The sequence below is a fragment of the Vibrio sinaloensis genome, assembly GCF_023195835.1.
GTDB classification, from domain to species: domain Bacteria; phylum Pseudomonadota; class Gammaproteobacteria; order Enterobacterales; family Vibrionaceae; genus Vibrio; species Vibrio sinaloensis_C.
Map to the genome: position 1 here is coordinate 900,385 of NZ_CP096200.1, position 18,686 is coordinate 919,070.

16 protein-coding genes and 1 tRNA gene are annotated in these 18,686 nt (G+C 45.9%); 9 read left to right on the forward strand and 8 right to left on the reverse strand.

Annotated features, from left to right (window positions below):
* Positions 1–8 precede the first annotated feature (8 nt).
* The 3 genes from MTO69_RS17560 to MTO69_RS17570 all read right to left on the reverse strand — a co-directional run bounded on the left by MTO69_RS17560 (position 9) and on the right by MTO69_RS17570 (position 2,402).
* The gene (locus tag MTO69_RS17560) at positions 9–626 is read right to left on the reverse strand and encodes a TetR/AcrR family transcriptional regulator (RefSeq protein WP_248334724.1); all 618 of its coding nucleotides are present in this window, start codon (positions 624–626) and stop codon (positions 9–11) included.
* Positions 627–779: 153 nt separating this feature from the next.
* Positions 780–1,880: a mechanosensitive ion channel family protein gene (locus MTO69_RS17565; RefSeq protein WP_248334725.1), complete on the reverse strand. Its 1,101-nt coding sequence runs from the start codon at positions 1,878–1,880 to the stop codon at positions 780–782.
* A gap of 81 nt (positions 1,881–1,961) precedes the next feature.
* Positions 1,962–2,402, reverse strand: a complete 441-nt coding sequence (locus MTO69_RS17570; protein WP_248334726.1) for a DUF2850 domain-containing protein — start codon at positions 2,400–2,402, stop codon at positions 1,962–1,964.
* Positions 2,403–2,777: 375 nt separating this feature from the next.
* Between MTO69_RS17570 and MTO69_RS17575 the strand changes: the two genes are divergently transcribed.
* Together MTO69_RS17575 and MTO69_RS17580 are read left to right on the forward strand one after the other, a co-directional pair.
* Positions 2,778–3,062, forward strand: coding sequence for a pyrimidine/purine nucleoside phosphorylase (locus MTO69_RS17575; protein WP_248334727.1), 285 nt, complete (start codon positions 2,778–2,780; stop codon positions 3,060–3,062).
* A 178-nt stretch (positions 3,063–3,240) separates the two neighbouring features.
* Positions 3,241–3,528 (forward strand): hypothetical protein, encoded by a 288-nt coding sequence (locus tag MTO69_RS17580; RefSeq protein ID WP_248334728.1) that lies wholly within the window; start codon positions 3,241–3,243, stop codon positions 3,526–3,528.
* On the opposite strand, the gene MTO69_RS17585 is transcribed toward MTO69_RS17580, so the two are convergent.
* Together MTO69_RS17585 and MTO69_RS17590 are read right to left on the reverse strand one after the other, a co-directional pair.
* Complete coding sequence (locus tag MTO69_RS17585) at positions 3,509–4,675, reverse strand: GGDEF domain-containing protein (RefSeq protein ID WP_248334729.1); 1,167 nt, start codon at positions 4,673–4,675, stop codon at positions 3,509–3,511. The genes MTO69_RS17580 and MTO69_RS17585 overlap by 20 nt on opposite strands.
* A gap of 348 nt (positions 4,676–5,023) precedes the next feature.
* Positions 5,024–6,100 carry a DUF3541 domain-containing protein gene (locus tag MTO69_RS17590; protein WP_248334730.1) on the reverse strand — a complete coding sequence of 359 codons (1,077 nt, stop codon included), beginning with the start codon at positions 6,098–6,100 and terminating at the stop codon, positions 5,024–5,026.
* Positions 6,101–6,446: 346 nt separating this feature from the next.
* On the opposite strand from MTO69_RS17590, the gene MTO69_RS17595 reads away from it, so the two are divergent.
* Both MTO69_RS17595 and MTO69_RS17600 read left to right on the forward strand, forming a co-directional pair.
* Entirely contained in the window at positions 6,447–7,823 is a 1,377-nt protein-coding gene (locus tag MTO69_RS17595; RefSeq protein WP_248334731.1) for a diguanylate cyclase, read from the forward strand.
* Between the two features lie 68 nt (positions 7,824–7,891).
* Positions 7,892–8,326 (forward strand): DUF962 domain-containing protein, encoded by a 435-nt coding sequence (locus MTO69_RS17600; RefSeq protein WP_248334732.1) that lies wholly within the window; start codon positions 7,892–7,894, stop codon positions 8,324–8,326.
* A 295-nt stretch (positions 8,327–8,621) separates the two neighbouring features.
* On the opposite strand, the gene MTO69_RS17605 is transcribed toward MTO69_RS17600, so the two are convergent.
* Positions 8,622–10,142 (reverse strand): DUF3612 domain-containing protein, encoded by a 1,521-nt coding sequence (locus tag MTO69_RS17605; protein WP_248334733.1) that lies wholly within the window; start codon positions 10,140–10,142, stop codon positions 8,622–8,624.
* Between the two features lie 161 nt (positions 10,143–10,303).
* Here MTO69_RS17605 and MTO69_RS17610 point away from each other — a divergent pair, with 161 nt between their 5' ends.
* Positions 10,304–10,867: a hypothetical protein gene (locus MTO69_RS17610; protein ID WP_248334734.1), complete on the forward strand. Its 564-nt coding sequence runs from the start codon at positions 10,304–10,306 to the stop codon at positions 10,865–10,867.
* A 59-nt stretch (positions 10,868–10,926) separates the two neighbouring features.
* On the opposite strand, the gene MTO69_RS17615 is transcribed toward MTO69_RS17610, so the two are convergent.
* Positions 10,927–11,610 carry a MaoC family dehydratase gene (locus MTO69_RS17615; RefSeq protein ID WP_248334735.1) on the reverse strand — a complete coding sequence of 228 codons (684 nt, stop codon included), beginning with the start codon at positions 11,608–11,610 and terminating at the stop codon, positions 10,927–10,929.
* Between the two features lie 317 nt (positions 11,611–11,927).
* Here MTO69_RS17615 and MTO69_RS17620 point away from each other — a divergent pair.
* The 4 genes from MTO69_RS17620 (at position 11,928) to MTO69_RS17635 (ending at position 17,615) form a co-directional block, all read left to right on the forward strand.
* A tRNA-Ser gene (locus MTO69_RS17620) sits at positions 11,928–12,018 on the forward strand.
* A gap of 387 nt (positions 12,019–12,405) precedes the next feature.
* Positions 12,406–14,226, forward strand: a complete 1,821-nt coding sequence (locus MTO69_RS17625) for an SLC13 family permease (RefSeq protein ID WP_248334736.1) — start codon at positions 12,406–12,408, stop codon at positions 14,224–14,226.
* 169 nt (positions 14,227–14,395) lie between these two features.
* On the forward strand, positions 14,396–16,189 hold the full coding sequence (locus MTO69_RS17630; RefSeq protein ID WP_248334737.1) for a cation:proton antiporter: 1,794 nt from the start codon (positions 14,396–14,398) through the stop codon (positions 16,187–16,189).
* 136 nt (positions 16,190–16,325) lie between these two features.
* Positions 16,326–17,615, forward strand: coding sequence for a GGDEF domain-containing protein (locus tag MTO69_RS17635; protein WP_248334738.1), 1,290 nt, complete (start codon positions 16,326–16,328; stop codon positions 17,613–17,615).
* A gap of 269 nt (positions 17,616–17,884) precedes the next feature.
* Here the strand turns inward: MTO69_RS17635 and MTO69_RS17640 are convergent, their stop codons facing one another.
* A complete protein-coding gene (locus tag MTO69_RS17640) occupies positions 17,885–18,202 on the reverse strand; it encodes a hypothetical protein (protein ID WP_248334739.1) in 318 nt (105 codons plus the stop codon).
* Positions 18,203–18,686: the final 484 nt, after the last annotated feature.

Consider the following 18,686-nt stretch of genomic DNA (forward strand, 5'->3'; position numbering starts at 1 on the left):
GAAAGCGGTTAGGAGTGTTTGTCGCTCTGATAAGTTGCAACAAAGCTTGTGACAGCCAGTTTCGCGGTTTGCTCCACCTGCTCTGGGGAGGCAGGGGGAAGGTGGGCAATCAGCTGTGGCCAGAACACAGCGGCTTTTATGGCGCCAATATATTGCTCTATCGCTGCTGAAACGTCTTGGATATCGAGCATCCCCGCATCCACACCCTGCTGAGCCCATTGCTGCAAGCCGTGAGCATCTTCAATAGATTCAAACTTGGCGACCAGTAATTTGGAGTTCTCTTTGCAGCGAATGCACTCCGCCATCACCAACCTCGCGGTCAGTTGAAAGTCTTGATTGCTGATGTAGCACAGTTGTTTGAGAGTGTACTCCAACAGCTGTTGTTCAAGCGCAATTGAGGGCTCAAACCTGACCTCATACTGATCGTCGAACCGACACAGCAGATTATCGATAATCACGTCAAACAGCGCTTCTTTATTGGGATAATACTTGTACAGAGTTCGCTTTGAAACGCCTGCCTGTTTGGAGATGCCCTCCATACTGGCTTGATCAAACCCTTTGGCTGAAAACACCTCAATCGCTGATCGGATGATATCTTCTTGTTTTATATCGCTTCGTTTGCTCATGGTCGATACATTGGCGCAGCCGTCGCGGGCGGGTGCGTGAGTCATTACTGAAGTAGACATCATCGTTTACTTTTTGGGACAAGGTCAATCCCTTGTGACTCGGGAATACGCTCAATGCGGCAGAGATATGATCTGCCGCACATTGGACACGGGCTAGGTTGAGTGTGGAGAGGCGAGTTCGCCAGCGTGCTGCGGCTCAACATGAATGGTTTGAGTAGGAAACGCGATATCCGCATCATGTTGTTTGATAATGGCGTAGATTTTCAGCAGCACATCTTGCTTAACGTTGTGGTAGCGAATCCAGTTCACCGTCTTGGTAAAGGTATAGACCATCAAGGTCAGCGATGAGGGGCCAAAACCGTTGAAGTTAACGATAAGGGTTTGTTTAGCATCAATATCTGGGTGCGACTTCAGCATTTGCTTAATCTCAGTCACGATCAGCTCAACTTTATCGCCATCCTTATAGCGGATGCCGATATCTTCTTTGATACGGCGATTTTGCATTCGCGAAGGGTTTTCCACCACTATGCTACTGAATACCGAATTGGGTACGTAGAGCGGGCGTTTATCGAAGGTTCGAATGATGGTCATCCGCCAGCCGATGCGCTCAACGGTGCCCTCAATCTCACGATCAGGAGAGCGAATCCAGTCCCCAACCTTAAACGGACGATCAAAATAAATCATCATCCCGCCAAAAAAGTTTGAGAGTAGATCTTTCGCTGCAAAACCGACCACCAGACCACCGACACCGCCAAACGTGAGTAGTCCAGATAGGCTAAGGCCGAACGCTTGCATAATTGTCAGGGTGGCGATAACCACAAAAAATAACCGAGCGATTTTTGCCACTGCCTGAACGGTGGTTTCATCTCGTTTATTTTGATCAAGTACATATGACTCAAGATTGTTAATCAGGCCGATAACGATCCAGAGAAAGATACCGATAAGCAAGAAGTGTTTGAGCGTAGTTAACCAATCCAGTTTAGATAGGGTGTAATCCTGGAGCAGCAGGCCTGCTGATATGGTGGCAGGCCAGCACCATATTAGAGTACTCACAGGCCGCTTAATGGCGGCGAGCACCAGGTCATCCCAATGAAAACGAGTTCTATCGACCAGTTTTTCCAGTTGGCGATAGACCAAACGCCAAATCAGCCAAACGACCAAGCTGGCGATGGTAATTGTGATGACATTACTATCTATATTTTCAAGCCAGGTGGCGATGGGAGGAGCTGGAAGGTTTTCGAGTATGGCATTCATTGTGTGGATAGTAGATGCTCGGATAATAGGTGGGGCTATTATAAGAGGTAACCGATACCGATACTAGTTCACACCTCGCGGTTATTGATTACCAAAGTGGTCAGCCAGAGCCGAGCGGCGGTTCTTAGCCGAGCCTCCTCCTTCCATATCGATAGTTTCTTCAAAACCCTCTTTAATAAAGCGCTGAGTTGGGCTATTGGGTTGCAAGCGTCGCAACTGGGGCGAGTCGAACGTACCTGCTATCTGATAGATGGCTATGCCGTTGCCGGTTTCGATGAACACTTGCTTGCCGTCAAAATCAAAATGGGTTGCAACCAAGCGCTCGTTGCGAAACACCCCGCTGGCGTTAAGCTCTAGCACTTCAGTCTGGTAGGGGGGAGCGCCAACCTCAATCCACCGTCCATAGACATGTTTAGGGTGAACATAGTCTTGGTAACTGAAGTACAGCAAGCTGCCAAAGCCAACAGCCAACAAGACAAATACACTGATGGCGACAGTTTTAAACATAGAGTTATGGGTCATAATGGTATGTACTCATCCCCTCAAAAAGGATACCGCAAGTCGCGGTTAGCTAGATTGGAAGAGATCGACGCTCAACGCAATCGCGAGAGGAAGAAGTTTGAACTCGACCCAAGAACCGCGACTTTTCATCTCAACTTAATAGTCAATTTTAGTTCATCTTGTGCGCAAGAGGTTTTAATGGTTATTGGCGCTAAAGTGTAGCAAATCGTATAGCAGTGAAGCGACAAGATAGCTTAAATGATTGCAAAGTTCGGTGAGTTTGGTGGATTCTGGTTATTGATAACTCGTAGTGACTGCAACCAATGATTGCTGATCGGGACAATTTGAGATAAAAGGAGCACATCGCCAATTTGTAAATGAATCATGGAGGATACAATGATTAAAGCGAACCAATACTTTGAAGGGCAAGTACAATCGCTGGCTTTTAGCCAACAAGATGAGCAATCAAGCGTCGGTGTGATGCTGCCGGGGGAATACACATTCGGTACCGCAGCTCCAGAATGCATGACAGTGGTGAAGGGCGCATTGACGGTGAAACTCGCCCCCGATGCTGATTGGGTAACCTATCGCGCAGGAGAGTCGTTTAATGTTGCAGGGGACTCTTCATTTGATCTCAAGGTCGAGCAAGCGACCGCTTACTTGTGTGAATACTTGAGTTAAGCGCTGAAAACATCCCTTGAAAAGCCGTCTTGTGACGGCTTTTTTACTATTTGTCGCCTCGACTAGTCGACAATGCTCGTTGCGGTTTTGTCGATAATTGGTTCAGTTATAACCAAAGTGACGTATAACAGTTTTGACTATACTTAGTAGATAGAAGTTGATTTGCAAGGAGGCGCTTATGGCTGTTGTTCCTAAGCACAATGATTCGCGAAGCCGGTACGACCCCAATCAAGAGTTGACCCTAGACCAACTTCATCGTTTTGGGAAAGCGGCTTCAAAAGCGCAAAAAAAGCGTGAAGAGAGTGAAGATAAAGGCACCATTATCGCGACGGCACGAGCCGCACGCCGAGCTGCGTTAAAGCCAGTCGTCAAGCCTAAGAAGGATAAGCCAAACACCATACGCTATGCCGCGTGGTTGATTGTCGCCATGGCCCTGTCTTTATGGGTCATGTACATGACCCGCTAGCCTTTTTTATCGGCGTTACACTCGCAAGGCCATCAGCAGAGGTGAGTAATTTAGCGTGGTCGTTGCGATAGTAACGATACTGGTTTTTTCCGCTGTGCTTCGCCGCATACATGGCCTTGTCTGCACATCGGGTTAGCTCTGGCAGCGAGTCTGCGTCTTCTGGGTAGAGTGCCACCCCAGCACTGATGGTGAGTTGATTGATCCGCTCCGTTCCTTGGTAGCCACTACTAAATAGATTACAAACGCGATGGAGAATATTTTCTAAGTCTTTGGCCGTTTTGACATCATAGAGTAACAACACGAACTCATCGCCAGCAAAACGTGCAATTGAGTAGTCGTGTTTGTTGGACTTCCTGTCTTTGTTGCGCACATTGTTCTTCAGCCTACGAGCGAAGTGTTTCAGAACCCGATCACCAACATCATGACCGTAGCTATCATTGATAAACTTAAAGTTATCGATATCAAGAAACACCAACGCGGTTATCGAATCTGTATTTTGTTGTTGCTGGATTTTTTCAACCGCCCAGTTTTCAAAACTCCAACGGTTAGCCAGACCAGTCAATTGGTCGAGGTAGGCGAGATCCTCAATCCCTTCTTTATACAAGGATTGTATAAAATCGAGCATCTTGCTCGAATAGAATGCGTGGATAGTACACAGCACGGCAAGTGCACCAAGACTGAGTAAAAAACGAATTTCACTGCTATGGATTGATAAAGGTGTCGACGTATTGCTGACAACGAAATAGCTCGTTGTACTTAGGAAAAGTAAGCCAAAGCCTAAGCCTACTCGAAAACGGTTGACCAAAACCAGCACCGCCATGATAGGGAACAGCCACAGCAGTCGTTCGGTAATGCTATCACCACTATTTAGGAACAAAAGCCCGTGGATAGAGAGAACCACACTCAATACAATGCTGGCGTAAAGCGGTTTCTTATCGCGACTAAGGTAAACAATATTGATTAAAAGTACACTTGCCGAGAAGAAATTGAGAGAGCCAAGGAACAAATCATTTTCGCTAAAACGCACAAAACTGAACAAGCTCAAGTAAACAAACCCCACTACAGAGCAAAGCAGAACGATTTTCCGTTTCCGCAAAGCTTGTACGTCGGCCATTTCCTCAATCTTTTGCCCAGCAAGTTGTGGCATATTGATAGTTTCCTCGATACGTAGTCCCTCAAGCAAAGTCTAGAAGAAAAAATAAAGTCTGAACCAAGAAAAAATTTTAAGAAATTTAATACCTTTGCCACTTTATATGCGTTTTAGTGCTTATAACGTAATGTGTGATATCAAATGCATATTTTTTGACGCTGTTATAACGTACTGTATTTAGGATAGAAATAGAGTGAATGCTAATTTGTTGACACTTGTTGGTTATTGATAATGTTGATATTAACGGCTATCAATCATTGTCTACTTATAATCAATTATTCTAATAAAAGACGTCGCGGTGTCACCACAACGCGACGGGGCAAATGCGTGAACTGCAAGTTTTCTCTAATATCGAATCGGAACCAAACCATAAGGTACATTTGAAAAAAAGCGAGGGTCACGTTTTACGGTCGGCGTGTGATTGACTTGTTGCCAGTCGAGTAGCATCACCGCCAATACATTGCGATGTTCACCGTGCTCAAGGTCAAAATCGCCGCTGACTGACGGAATCATCCCTTGCTCTGGGTTGATCGACGCTTGAATGGCTTGGCGAGTTTTTTCGACCACGGGGTCATCGTCGAGTCCAGCAAGGAGGAAACTGATGCCGACTTCGGCAATCACATCCTCTTTTGCTCTCAGCAATATGGTGTCGATGTTGTCGCGGAAATAATCGTAGATCCATTGGTACTGCTGTTCGCTGACAAGGTGTTGGTAATATTCGGAGTCGGCAAATATGATGTGGGTCATGCCGTAGATCTTATTGCCATACTGTTGTTTAGTTAGCTTTGCGTCGTTCTGGTCTGGGTAAGTTTGTCTGAATGCCTCGATAAACGGCTCGACCACATCCTGTTCGCCCAGTTGACGCAGCCAGAATACTTGGTTGGCGAGTTGCGCGGCCCAAGCTTTGATCATGTCAGGGTTAGTAGCGTAACGTTTAAAGTCGTAGCGGCGAATAACGTCGCGCAGTTTTTCGTCCTCTTTATGCTTGAGCCCATACTCATTGGCCCGAGCCATGGAGCCCAATAGATCGACACCCAAGTAGATGTATTCGGGCATATGCTCGGTCACAGTATAGCGCCTTACACTACGTTCATCGGTCTCATCGGCATAACCACTCAGTCTTTTTGATGCGTACAGCAGTATTTGCTCAGGGGTGTTAACCTCGGCTGAGAATCGGTTGAGTCGACTGGCGACTCGTGCCATGTCGGTCCATACCGCTGCGGCGTATCTTTCATCCCGGGTTTGCCTATACATACGCAAACCATAATGGCCCTCTTTGAAAGCGGGTAAAGTGAAAAGTTGACTTTCGTAGGTGTGACGAATCAAATCGGCAGAGGCTTGATAAGTGGGTGTTTGGGTGGCGGCGAGCGCCGAGTAGTGCACAGCGACACCAAGCCAGAGACCAATGAGCAATCGACGCATAATATCGGACCTTAATCATCAATGATAAGCCACAGAATGTATCTGGTATTGCGCTGGTGAATGTGAGCTATGAGTCAACTTGGGGTCAATTTTACTTGTTTCCTCCGTTGTAACAGCTCATTAACCCGAAAACAGTTAGTACATTTGATGTAGTGCCATCGGCTAATGGCGGTGCAGCAGCATCAAATGACGGGAACCTATCAACATTTTTATCGATTAAGCGATGAAAACATCACCAATTTAATGTATTTTTAAACAATAACTAAAACTATTTAACATTGACTTTCGTGTGAGTGGGAAAAGCGCTTTTTCGCCCACTTGTTACAACGCACGCTGTGGGGGACAAATGGCCTATCGCCTTGGCAAGCACTATTTCATCTATAGCTTGTTTGTTATTTCATTCATTTTCTCTATTGTGATGGTGGAGTCGCTTGATCGCAGCCAAAAATCCTTCCTTCGTGATAGCTTGCTTGCCAAAGCCAAGGAGGAGTTATCGATTGTTCGTTCTCAGATAGAAACGGCCATCGTCTCCGATGTATACGTCGCAAATAGCCTCTCCACGTTAGTCGCGGCCAACCAAGACTTTGAGTTTTCCGGCTGGGCGTTGATCGCCTCCAGCGTGATGCGAAAAAGTCGTCACGTCGAGCTTATTGGCCTGGCACCGAATGATGTAATTGAACATATTTACCCGCTGAAAGGGAACGAAAAGGCGCTCGGTCTTGACTATCGGACTATTCCCGAACAATGGCGCACGGTGAAAAAAGCTCAGCAAATCCAAGAGATATTCATCGCAGGCCCAGTTAATCTCGTTCAGGGGGGGCGCGCTTTGATTGTCCGAGTTCCCATATTCACCGATCCGCCATACAACACCCGCTATTGGGGGGTATGCAGCGTGGTGATTTCCCTCTCTTCGCTGTTTACCGATGCGGGGATCGCTTCTTTTGAGTTTAAACACAATCTAGCCATTCGCGGCGCAGACAGTAAGGGCATGGATGGTGACCTCTTCTACGGTGAGCAATCAACGTTTGACAATGCATTTGCTGTCGAGTCTGTTCATTTCCCCTACGGCAGTTGGGTATTGGCGGCATCTGCCAAACAAAATCTGTTGGCTAATAGCGCATGGTATCGGGTTCACATCGTCCGCTTAATGGGCTACCCGATGATCCTGTTGTTGGTGATGGCGTTTGCCTTAACCTATCGCCTGTTTATCACTGCTAGCAAACGTTCACTGCAAGATGAACTGACGCACTTACCGAATCGTCGTTACTTTATGTACACACTCAACGAGCACTTTGAGGCGATGAAAAAAGGCACGTCAACGGACTCGTTTGCCATTTTGAATATCGACTTGGACCAGTTTAAAGCGATCAATGACACATATGGCCATTCAGCCGGCGATAAGGTGTTAATTGCCACTGCCGAGCGACTCAAAAGCGTGTTGCGCATGAGTGATGTTGTGGCGCGTTTAGGCGGCGATGAGTTCCTTATTTTGCTGTCGAGAATCGAGAAAGTGGAAGATATCGACATCATCAATATTGAATTGCAAAAGGCGATTTGCCAAACGCCCGTCATCTACGAACATCATCTGATCAATCTTAAAGTCAGTATTGGCTATGCGGTCTATCGACCTGAATTTAAAGACATTGATGAGATGCTCAAGCTTGCTGACCAACGTATGTATGAAGAAAAGCGTCGTCAGAAGCAAAGAACTCTCACAGATTAGATCGTTCGCTCAGCACACTGAGTAGACCCATGCTATAGAATGAATAAAGGTTGAAGTTTGGAGAGAGTATGAAGGATCTGTCTCAATGGCTAAAGGAGTATGGCGAGAGCCATCAGCACCCAGTCAATCAAAAAATTCATAAAGTCGCAGTCCCCGGAATTTTTTTGTCGGTGGTGGGCTTGCTGTGGTCGATTCCGTCAATTCCGTTGTATGGCCTCAATTTAAATTGGGTTTGGCTCGCTTTGGTCCCAACTATGGTGTTCTATTATCGCTTATCACTTAGCGTGTTTCTGATGATGCTCGGTTTCTCATTAGCATGCATCTCACTTATCTGGTCGTTGGAACTGCTGCAGATTTCGGTGTTGCTGGTGTCGCTGGTCCTATTTGCGGTTTTGTGGTTGTTGCAGTTTGTTGGCCACAAAATTGAAGGGAAAAAGCCTTCCTTCTTTGAGGATGTGCAGTTTCTTTTGATCGGGCCCATTTGGGTATTTCGCAAGCGCTAGCTAAATCGCTAAATTTGCAAATTGCATTTATGAAATTTGCATTACGCATTCTTTTGCAATTTGCGATAATGGTATGCGACTAGTTTTTGTGAAATAGGCGGTTTTTCGTGCAAAAATGCCCATTTATCGTATTTGAAAAGTTGGCACGCTTTCTGCTTTACTTTAGATGACCCTTATTAAGCCGAGGGTCACCTAGCCAACTGACGTTGTTAGTGAACTCATTTTGTTCACACTTATATATAGCCAACCACGGTGATTGTGGTTGGCTTTTTTTCTTTAAACCTTTCTCTTTAGGCTAAGCGTCTTGGCAACCACTATAGCAACTCGGTTTTCTCGGACACACGGCACCGCGCGAGCAAATCACTCGAGCATCAGAGGCCAGTCCGCGCTCAATCCAATTAATATTTAAAATCTTAGCGATAGTCGTGAACTCTTTCTGAATATGACGCGGAATCGGTGCACTGCCGCCCTGACCAACACACAGCGCTTTCAGCTCTTCTGCTAATTCGACCGAGTTTCCGCCTTGCGCATCAATCGCTGGGTTAAGGTCGATACCTGCGCACAGCACGCGATTGTTGCCAGCAGGATCTGTCATGTTGACCGATTCACAGCAATAGATTCTTGGCTCGTCCCCCACATTCAAGATAGAGATTTGCGCTGAGCTACCTTGTTGCGGCTCAGACAAGCGACGAAATACGGCCCAATGCTGACATGGATCGTTGACCTTGCGCATGTTCCCCCATGGTAGTGGAATACCGTTACCGCGATACACCGCCTTAAGCTTGTTTTGACCGTAGGCATCAAAGTAATGCCAATGGGGATAAGGAGACACGACGGTCATCCGGCGCATCGCCACGGAAGGAGAAACCCCCGCTTTCTGATGAACATCGATCTCGTAACCACTTCTATCTAGAAGCTGTCTAAACGGCACTTTCGGGCACAGTAACGCGCCAGCAAAAAAACTCGACTCAAAGTCGCGCCACGCCTGCAAGATGTCTTGTGAATTTAGCTCCGATGTCGGCGCACTTTGATTGTGCTCTTCCCAACTATTGGCATGACCCACCGACAGGACGCTCTTTAGTCCCTCTTTGCTGTGCAGAACACAGTGACCAATATAGACCGCTAAATCATATTTAAGCCGTGTCGGGTACTGTTTTAGTATCTCATTGAGAAAGATAGTGCCTGGCGGTTCAAAAAAAGAGGTGACCACCTGTTTGGCGCTGACGCCAAGTTCGTCAACGACATCCTTTGGTGGCTGAGAGACCCAGCGGATGGTCAAGCCCAAACTGCGCGCTATATCCATCAGGTCTTCAGCGGAGAGGTTCAGTCTTTTTAACCCCACTTCTTCCGCTGCGCGCTCAAGATCAGGGAAATGGTTCTGATTGCTCTCTTGATGCGCTCGGATTAGTAGGTGGGCGAACTGGCGTCCGGTAATGCCGGTTTGCGATAGCATCTCTGGAATCGCGATTTGCAAGATATCGTTAGAGAACAAGAAGCTCGGCTCCAGCGCCATGCCACTGATCCCACCGCGATTACCTTTATCGGGAGTGATGTCTGCTTGCTCTGGCTCATCGTCAAGAAACCAAGCCGGATCTTTTTGAAATACTTCGGCAATCACCTCAAGCATGTCAATGCTCGGTACCCGTTTTCCGCGTTCAATCATCGAGAGATAGGAAACAGAAGGTGCGTACTCTGGGCTAACACGAATACAACGTGCAGAGAGATCTTCCATGGTTAAGTGGTTGCGTTTTCTCAGGTTTCTTATCTTAGTCCCGAGAAAATGAGACTGACGAATTAAGCTTTTTGACACCGGCATTTTGTAAAATTCACACTGTAAAATTTTTGTTGTGAAATTGTAGTCAAAAATTCACTAGTATACAAAGTAAGCAAAGTCACAAATTAGCAAAACAAGTCAACGCTAATTTTGAATATTTGCTCTAGGACAAAAAGTTGTGAAATATCCGCGAGGGAAACGCTATGAACATGCTGACATTCGATAAGACTGAAATCCAAAAACAAAATAAGCCATTTATCGCTGAAGCAGTCTTCGCGGTAGAAACGAGCCAAGCAATGGAGAAGCAGGTAAAAGCCAAACAGCTACTGGATCGCCTGTTTCCATTAGAGAATGGTTCGCACAAAGATGTGACCGCTTACGTGATCGATTACCGTCACGTTATGGCCTACTTCAAAGATGGCCGACACAGCGGCCTAAAACACCCTAAACACTTTGTTGCTTTCACTGGCGAAAAAGAAGACCCAGAGTCTATCTTGTTCCGCGATGGGACAGGAAGCCATGTTGAAGTGACTCTAGGTTGCCATAAAGGGACAGGTTGTGTTGAGTTGATTGATATCGAAGATATTCAGCTTGAAACCTGCACCACCTTCCCACAAGAAATGGCGGGAATGTCGGCAATGCGCCACTGGATAAGCCTAGTGAAAGGTGATGAGAAAGGAAAGCCGCGAGCGTGCACTGAAGAAAAAGAGTACACCGCTAAAAATGGTGATGACTACCCGCTAGGTTGCTGTTACACCATGAGCTGAAAAGCGTGATGAATACAAAAAAGGGTACGAAAACGTACCCTTTTTTAATCAATCTAGGATTAGAAATGCAGTTGGATAACAGACGTGACAACCGCACCAGGACGACGTACACCTTCGATTTCCACTTTGATCTCCCGTTCGATCTCTAGCCCTTTGCGGATTGGCGTAACTTTAGCCAGAGTACTCACCGCACGAACTCGGCTACCTGCTTTAATCGGATAGGGGAAGCGAACTTGATTAAGGCCAATGTTCACGATCATTTTGGCGGTTGGAAACAAATTGTTGTCTGGATCGACACTATCAGTCAGTTTAGGCAGTAGCGCCAACGTCAAAAAACCATGAGCGACCGTCGTTTTGAACGGTGAATCCGTTGCCGCGCGCTCAGGATCGGTATGAATCCACTGCATATCTTCAGTGACCTGTCCGAACTGATTGATCCGCTCTTGCGACACATCAAACCATGCACCGATATGGATAACTTCACCTAGCTTGGCTTGCAACTCGTTGTAAAGTTTTTGAGCTTCTGGTTTGAGCTCGATCGCCTGTGGCTGGGGAGCTTCAACTTCATCGTTTACCGCTGGAGCATGAAAATCACGCAGACGAGTAAACAGGTGGCGGTTGTTAGCCTTATTGACAATTTCTCCCCAGTATTCACGCACAGTTGGAGTCATCCACTGCATAAACTCAGAATGCTGCTTAGAATTTGATTCACCACGATGTTTAAATAAGTCAGCGACTTTCATAAAAACCTCAGTTTTTGAACACACAAGCCAGTTAATCGCCTAATTTTGATATAGTTCACACTGTTATGCAATGACTTTCGGGCGTACATGCGTTAACTGAACAGTGTATAATACATATATTTCAATGCTTTAATAATAAAACACTATTTTATTACAGAGTGGAACTTAGAGCTCCTAGTCTACAATTTGCGAACGATATCACGTTGAATTTTACCGATTAACGACCACTAACTGCTTATATTATCGACACTTAAACGAAACTGCGTGAAATAGAGCTTTACAACGATTAAGCATGAACCTAGTATACGTCCCGCAACGGAGAGATGGCTGAGTGGTTGAAAGCACCGGTCTTGAAAACCGGCATACGTTAATAGCGTATCTAGGGTTCAAATCCCTATCTCTCCGCCACTTTCAAAGATTAAACCGCTGTTTTTACAGCGGTTTTTTTCGTTTTTATGCCTCCAGACTCGGCAAGTACACCGTGGTCGTACAGATAGTGCGTATCGACCGCTGAACCACATATATAAGTCCCGACTCATATCCAACTTTTAGCGACCACTTTGGTTAACAAAGTCATCGGTGCTCGTCTGTCCGTTGATTCGATGTTTGTCTCCACACTAAGCTCACGAAAATCAAAACTTTTGACACGGTTTTGAGCTGCTATGAGCGAATACATGAAATTGATGCATAAATTTATAAAGAACAAGAGTATATATGTATGTATCTATTTGGTGATTCTAAATAGAGAAAGATCGCTCCAGCATCGAGGCCATTAAAGTGGACAAAGGAATAAATATGTTTAGTTCAGTGATGAATTATGAGCAGTATGCCTTAGGTATTATTTTACTGTTCACTATCTCCATGTTTTTGTTTAGCCCATGGCGTCACGATATGGTGGCTTTTGCTGGTTTAGTTGCCGCTGTACTGCTAGGGATAGTGGCGCCAGAGCAGGCTTTTTTGGGGTTTGGACACCCTGCGGTCGTCACTGTTGGTTGCATACTTATCTTGAGTCAGAGTTTGCAAAATTCAGGTGCGGTGGATGTACTTGCTCGTACAGTATTGCCCCAGAATGCAGGTCGTACCTTAAGCTTGCTTGTATTGATGGGTTTGGGCGCCTTTTTGTCGGGATTTATGAATAATGTAGGTGCAATGGCTCTGCTAATGCCTATTGCTATTCAATTGGCTCAAAAGCTTGAGATGCCGCCTGGCCAAATCCTTATGCCATTGGCTTTTGGCACAATTTTAGGTGGTATGACTACGCTAATCGGTACTCCTCCCAATTTAATTGTGGCCGGTTTCCGAAAGGAAGCGGGTCTAGGTAGCTTTGGAATGTTTGACTTTACTCCTATCGGTGTGTCTGTTGCCCTAGCTGGAATTTTGTTCGTTGCTTTCATCGGCTGGAGGTTGGTGCCTTCGCGAGCAAAAACAGAGTCAGACGGGTTTGATTCTGGCGCATATCTTACCGAACTATACGTGACGGAGTCGAGTAAGGTGGTCAATCTTTCGATACGGGAAATCAAAGAGCTTATCAAAGATATGGATGCTCAAATCACCGGAATCGTGCGCAACAAAGTGAGAATCATCGCGCCTAATCCAGGTCGGCGAGTGACTTTCGGCGATATACTGATTGTCGAAGCTGAAGCTGACTCTCTGAATGATCTGCTCTCTACGTTGGATCTTGAACTCTTGCCTCACAGCGAGAGCAGTGACACTTCGCCAACCTCTGAGGTTGAAGAGCAAGAGAAAGAGCCGGTACAGGATGATATAGGTTTGTTTGAGCTGGCGGTGATGCCGTCATCCAAGCTGTGTGACCGCCGAATTGGAGACTTAGCGCTGCAGGCTCGATATGGAGCCAACTTGCTGGCGCTATCTCGAGAAGGTCATAAGAAAACACACCGACTACGATCGCAATCTATTTTATCTGGCGACCTTTTGTTACTTCAAGGCAACCAAGAATCCATTAATGCCTTTGCTTCGGACTATGGGTGCGTACCTTTAGCCCAGCGAGAACTACGTTTACCGAATAAACGTAATGCTTGGCTATCAAGCCTTATTATGCTGGCTTCAATTAGTGCTGCTGCAATGGGGATATTGCCCGCTACGATTGCATTTGCCCTCGGTGTTGTCTTGTCCCTATCACTTAAAACAATCGCGGTTCGAAAAGTCTACGATGCGGTAGATTGGTCTGTCATTGTGTTGTTAGCTGCACTAATTCCGATTGCGAATGCCATTCAAAGTACTGGCATGGCCGATATTATCGCCAATTTTTTACTTAACTCCTTGGCGCAAGGTAATGCGGTGGTAACACTGATTTTGATTCTTGTTGTTACCATGTTTTTATCCGATTTGATGAACAACGCGGCAACGGCTGCGGTGATGTGCCCTATTGCGATTGGCTCGGCAACGGCGCTGAATGTCAGCCCAGATTCATTCTTGATGGCAGTGGCCATCGGGGCGTCGTGCGCATTTTTGACACCCATAGGCCATCAAAACAATACGTTAATCCTTGGGCCGAGTGGATTTAAATTTAGCGACTATTGGAAGCTTGGTTTACCCCTTGAGTTGATAGTCATCGCGATTTCAGTACCACTTCTGTTAATTATTTGGCCGCTCTAAAGATTTCGAGCAATTAGCTTCAAATAATGGTCAATTATTGACTACTGTAAAAGAAAGTATTTGTTCATCATTGTGGTCACCGCAGTGACCTTTACCCACGACCTATGAGCCAGTTGAGCGGATCAATGCTCGAGTTAGGCTGTTAGTGTCGACCAAATGGAACTTAACGATGTCCTCAGAAACAATTGCGCTAACATTGGCCAGTATCGGGCTGTTGGGGTTGTGCTGCCAGTGGGTTGCCTGGCATTTTAAATTGCCAGCGATTCTATTTTTATTGCTCACTGGTTTACTTGTAGGGCCATTTTTCGGGGTGATTCAGCCTCAACATACCTTAGGAGAGCTTTACTTTCCGTTTATCTCACTAGCGGTCGCCGTCATTCTGTTTGAGGGGAGCCTCACTCTGAACTTTAAACAGATAAGAGGTACAAGCAAAAGTGTATGGAGCATCGTCACTTTGGGAGCCATCATCTCTTGGGCGATAACGTCGACTGCGACCCACTATTTGTTGGGCTTTGATTGGGCGCTTGCTCTGCTTTTCGGAAGCTTGACCGTAGTAACAGGCCCTACCGTTATTGTTCCGCTTCTTCGTACTGTACGCCCTAGCAGCAAGCTATCGAACATTTTGCGTTGGGAAGGGATTCTCATCGACCCTCTAGGCGCCCTGTTTGTGGTTATGGTGTATGAGTTCATCGTCTCGCAAAGCCAAGTCAATAGCTTGATTGTATTTGGATTAATTTTAATCATTGGCTTTGCATTTGGGATTGCCGCTGGTGCCCTTGTTGCGACAATGATGCGCCGTCATTGGCTACCTGAGTATCTCCAGCCTTTTGCTGTGCTTGTTATATTACTTGGGGTATTTACCGGCTCAAACTTTCTTGAGCATGAGTCAGGATTATTGACGGTCACGGTGATGGGCGTCTGGTTGGCCAACGTCAAGGACGTCAACATCAGTCATATTCTCCATTTCAAAGAGAATTTAACCATACTCTTTATCTCTGGATTGTTTATTTTTCTAGCAGCCAGTGTGGAGCTGAGTGATTTTGAACAGTTGGGTGTTTCTGCGTTACTTTTGTTTGCACTTATTCAGCTGGTTTCCCGTCCAGTGTCAATCTTTTTGTCGACCCTGAAAAGTAGCTTAGTGCTCAAAGAGAAAGCCTTTCTAGCATGGGTTGCTCCTCGAGGTATCGTCGCAGCAGCCGTGTCGTCTTTGTTCGCATTAAAACTGACTCAATTGCAAGTTGAAAACGCTAACTTGTTGGTGCCACTGATTTTCATGGTCATCATCGGAACCGTAGTATTGCAAAGTGCGACAGCGCGCCCTATCGCCAGGTGGTTAGGGGTGGCTGAGCCCTCTCCTCGAGGGTTCTTGATTGTTGGGGCCAATGACGTTGCCCGAACCATTGGTAGTGCGATAAAAACTTATGACTGTCGTGTACTCATGTCGGATACCAACTGGGACTATGTCAGCAAGGCTCGGATGGCGGGCTTTGAGAGCTATTATGGCAACCCTACGTCAAGTCATGCAGACGAGCATTTAGATTTGATCGGGATAGGGCAGGTAATAGCTGTTACGCCGGATCACCATTTAAACGCGATGGCAGGGGTGCACTTTTCCCACGAGTTTGGGGCTAGAAAAGTGTTTAGTCTGCAACAAAAGAAGAGCCAAGATACATTAGATAAGTTGTCCCACAATGGCGAGCACTCATACTCCTTGTGGCTAGGTGGCACAATAGGCTATAAGCAGATCGCGAGCTTGATCAGCCAAGGCGCAGAGGTGAAGCATACTCCGATCAGTGACGCTTTTACCTTTGAAGATTATCAATTGCAGTATCAGTCGTCGATCGTGGTGCCTTTGTTTGTTGTCAGTGAGACGCAGCGCATTCATTTGATCACTCAACCCGCTAGTTTTAAGCCGGAAAGCGGTGAGGTGATGGTTGCGTTAATCAAAAATGAGTCGAGCTAGACTAGTCAGCGATGGGCCGCATTGCAACGCCCTCAATGCTTATATCGTTTGCTACTTGAACCAAGCTTGATGCTACTTCGCCAATAGTTTAAATGTGTTAACATCAAACCTCTAGCGATACAGGTAGACTCAAAGCATGGAAAGCACCGAAAAATACGATCACTTAGTCCATATCAAGAGCCATGATGAGCTGGCCTTGTACCAACTGATCCCAAATGTGGTTTGGTTTTTTGACCTCGACAAGCATGGCTGGTGGTGGGGAAACCAAGCAGCAGTCGAGTTTTGGGGTTTGGACAACGTGCAGCAGTTGATCGACAAGGATTTGTCTGGTGATACGCAAGGGGCGAAGGACAGAACCGCACAAACCTTTGAGCTCGCAGCGAAAAATGGTCTGACTATCGACCCTTGGACCACCTACCCAAACGGCAAACCGAAAACCGTCTTTATGATGCACCGAGCGGTGTTACTTGGCCCCAACAAACATCGCGGCATCATTGCTTTTATCAATGAGAAAGTGGAGTTAGGCGAGCAGCCGGAAAACCTTTTGTTGGTTGAAGCGATGCGCTATACCCGAGTCGCAGCGACAACCTTTACTGAAGCCGGCGAAGTGGTGATCGAAAACCCAGCGGCTACCGAAACCTACGCACATCTCAATACCAGTCGCACCCCTGATGAGACGAGTACCTTTGTTGCGCGCTTTGCCTGCGCTGAACAAGGGCGAAAATGCCTGGCAACCGCCATCGAACAACAAGGGGGGCGATGGGACTACATCATGCGCACTGCGCAAGGAGAGCGGCAACATTCGTTAGATATTCGTCGCACCCGCCACCCTCTTACCGGCGAGTTCTTGTTGCTGGTGGTTGAGTATGATGTGACAGAGCTCTACCAAGCACTTGCTGAAGTCGAGCAAGCACGAAAACGCCTTCATGATATCGCGATGACCGACACGCTTACCCAAGTTTCGAGCCTGCACCATATGCAAGAAGTCGCCAAGCAAACACTCATCGACGCAACACGTGAAGGGGAAGGGGTTCGAGTGTTGTTTATTGATCTCGATGGTTTTAAGCAGATCAATGACAAACATGGCCATGATATTGGTGATGAAGTGCTTAAAATCGTCGCGCAGCGAATCAAATCCGTCATTCGTGACACGGATATGCTCGCCCGAATCGGTGGTGATGAGTTTGTCATCCTTCAGGCTGGTGCAAATGATACGGAGAGCATCGCTCAGCGCACGCTCAGCACCTTGGCTGAGCCGATCAAAGTGCAGGGCAACATGGTAAAAGTGAACGCCAGTATTGGTATTGCCTCTTACCCTGAGCAGGCCGACAATCTAAAAGATCTGCTCAAAATCGCCGATGACGCCATGTACAAGGTGAAAAAGTCAGGCAAGAATGCCTACGCGTTTGCCGAGGGCTGTGAGTAAAGACTAGTCGAAACCGAAGAGATCTCGAGTGTAAACCTTATCTAAAACATCGATTGTTTCAGCGAAAATTTTATTAATTTTTAGCGTCATCTTGACCCTTTCTATCTTCGTTGGGAAATCTAGGGTCATAGCTTACTTATTGCTTTTACAGAAGAGTGTGGCCTAGCTAGTTATCTAGGGCATTTCTGTATTAGGGTTAGCTGAGTCAAAAATGGGTGTAGTACTTAAGGAAGATAAAACGCAAGAGCTGACTGCTAATGCAAAGGTGTTTATGGTTTTTCCTTTACAGACACTTCAACATATTGAATAACATCTCCCAGAGCAAATGTTGAGCTGCTACCAAAAGTAACTTCAGTCTTTTTATCTATCGAAAAGTCAAACGTCCCCGAAACCCAAACGCCATTAATCAATGCATTACCATTTTGTACGTAGACATCTGAAGTACACACGTTGCAGTCGTTGCGTTTAACCTGCGTTACCGTCCAAATTTGGTTTGTTGGAACGGTGTAAAGCTGTGAGTTGTCTAGTAGAAGCAATAGTGCAGTAAATTTAAAAAAATAGCTGAATTTCGTTGTTACAGCGCTCATCTTGCACTTATCTACTATGGGTATAAATTGCATGTTGTATTAAATAGATGAGTTTTATATTTAAGTTAATGATCGAGAGAGTCACAGTCCACCAATGCTGATATAAAAATTAATTTTATATTTGTAAATATCAGATAAATTATTGTTGGTCTGAGTTAATAACTCATATTCAACAGAATTAGTGGAACTCCAGATGTCTATTTCATTGTTAGAGGTGCCATTATTCCCTATAATATTTTCTAATTCGATTGATATATCACTATTCACTGTTAGGTTATGAGCGGAATTAACGTTATTTAATATATTCAAAAAGTTGCTGGCCACTTGGTGATTATTAGTGTTGTTATAATAGTATTCGATCTGTACATTAGTCATAGTACAGATTTTTTGATGAACTATTATCAGGTCTCCCGTGTCATAAATGAAAAATTGCTTCTTTGTCGGCTCTCCACTGTCTTCATCAATAGATAATATCTCTTTGACA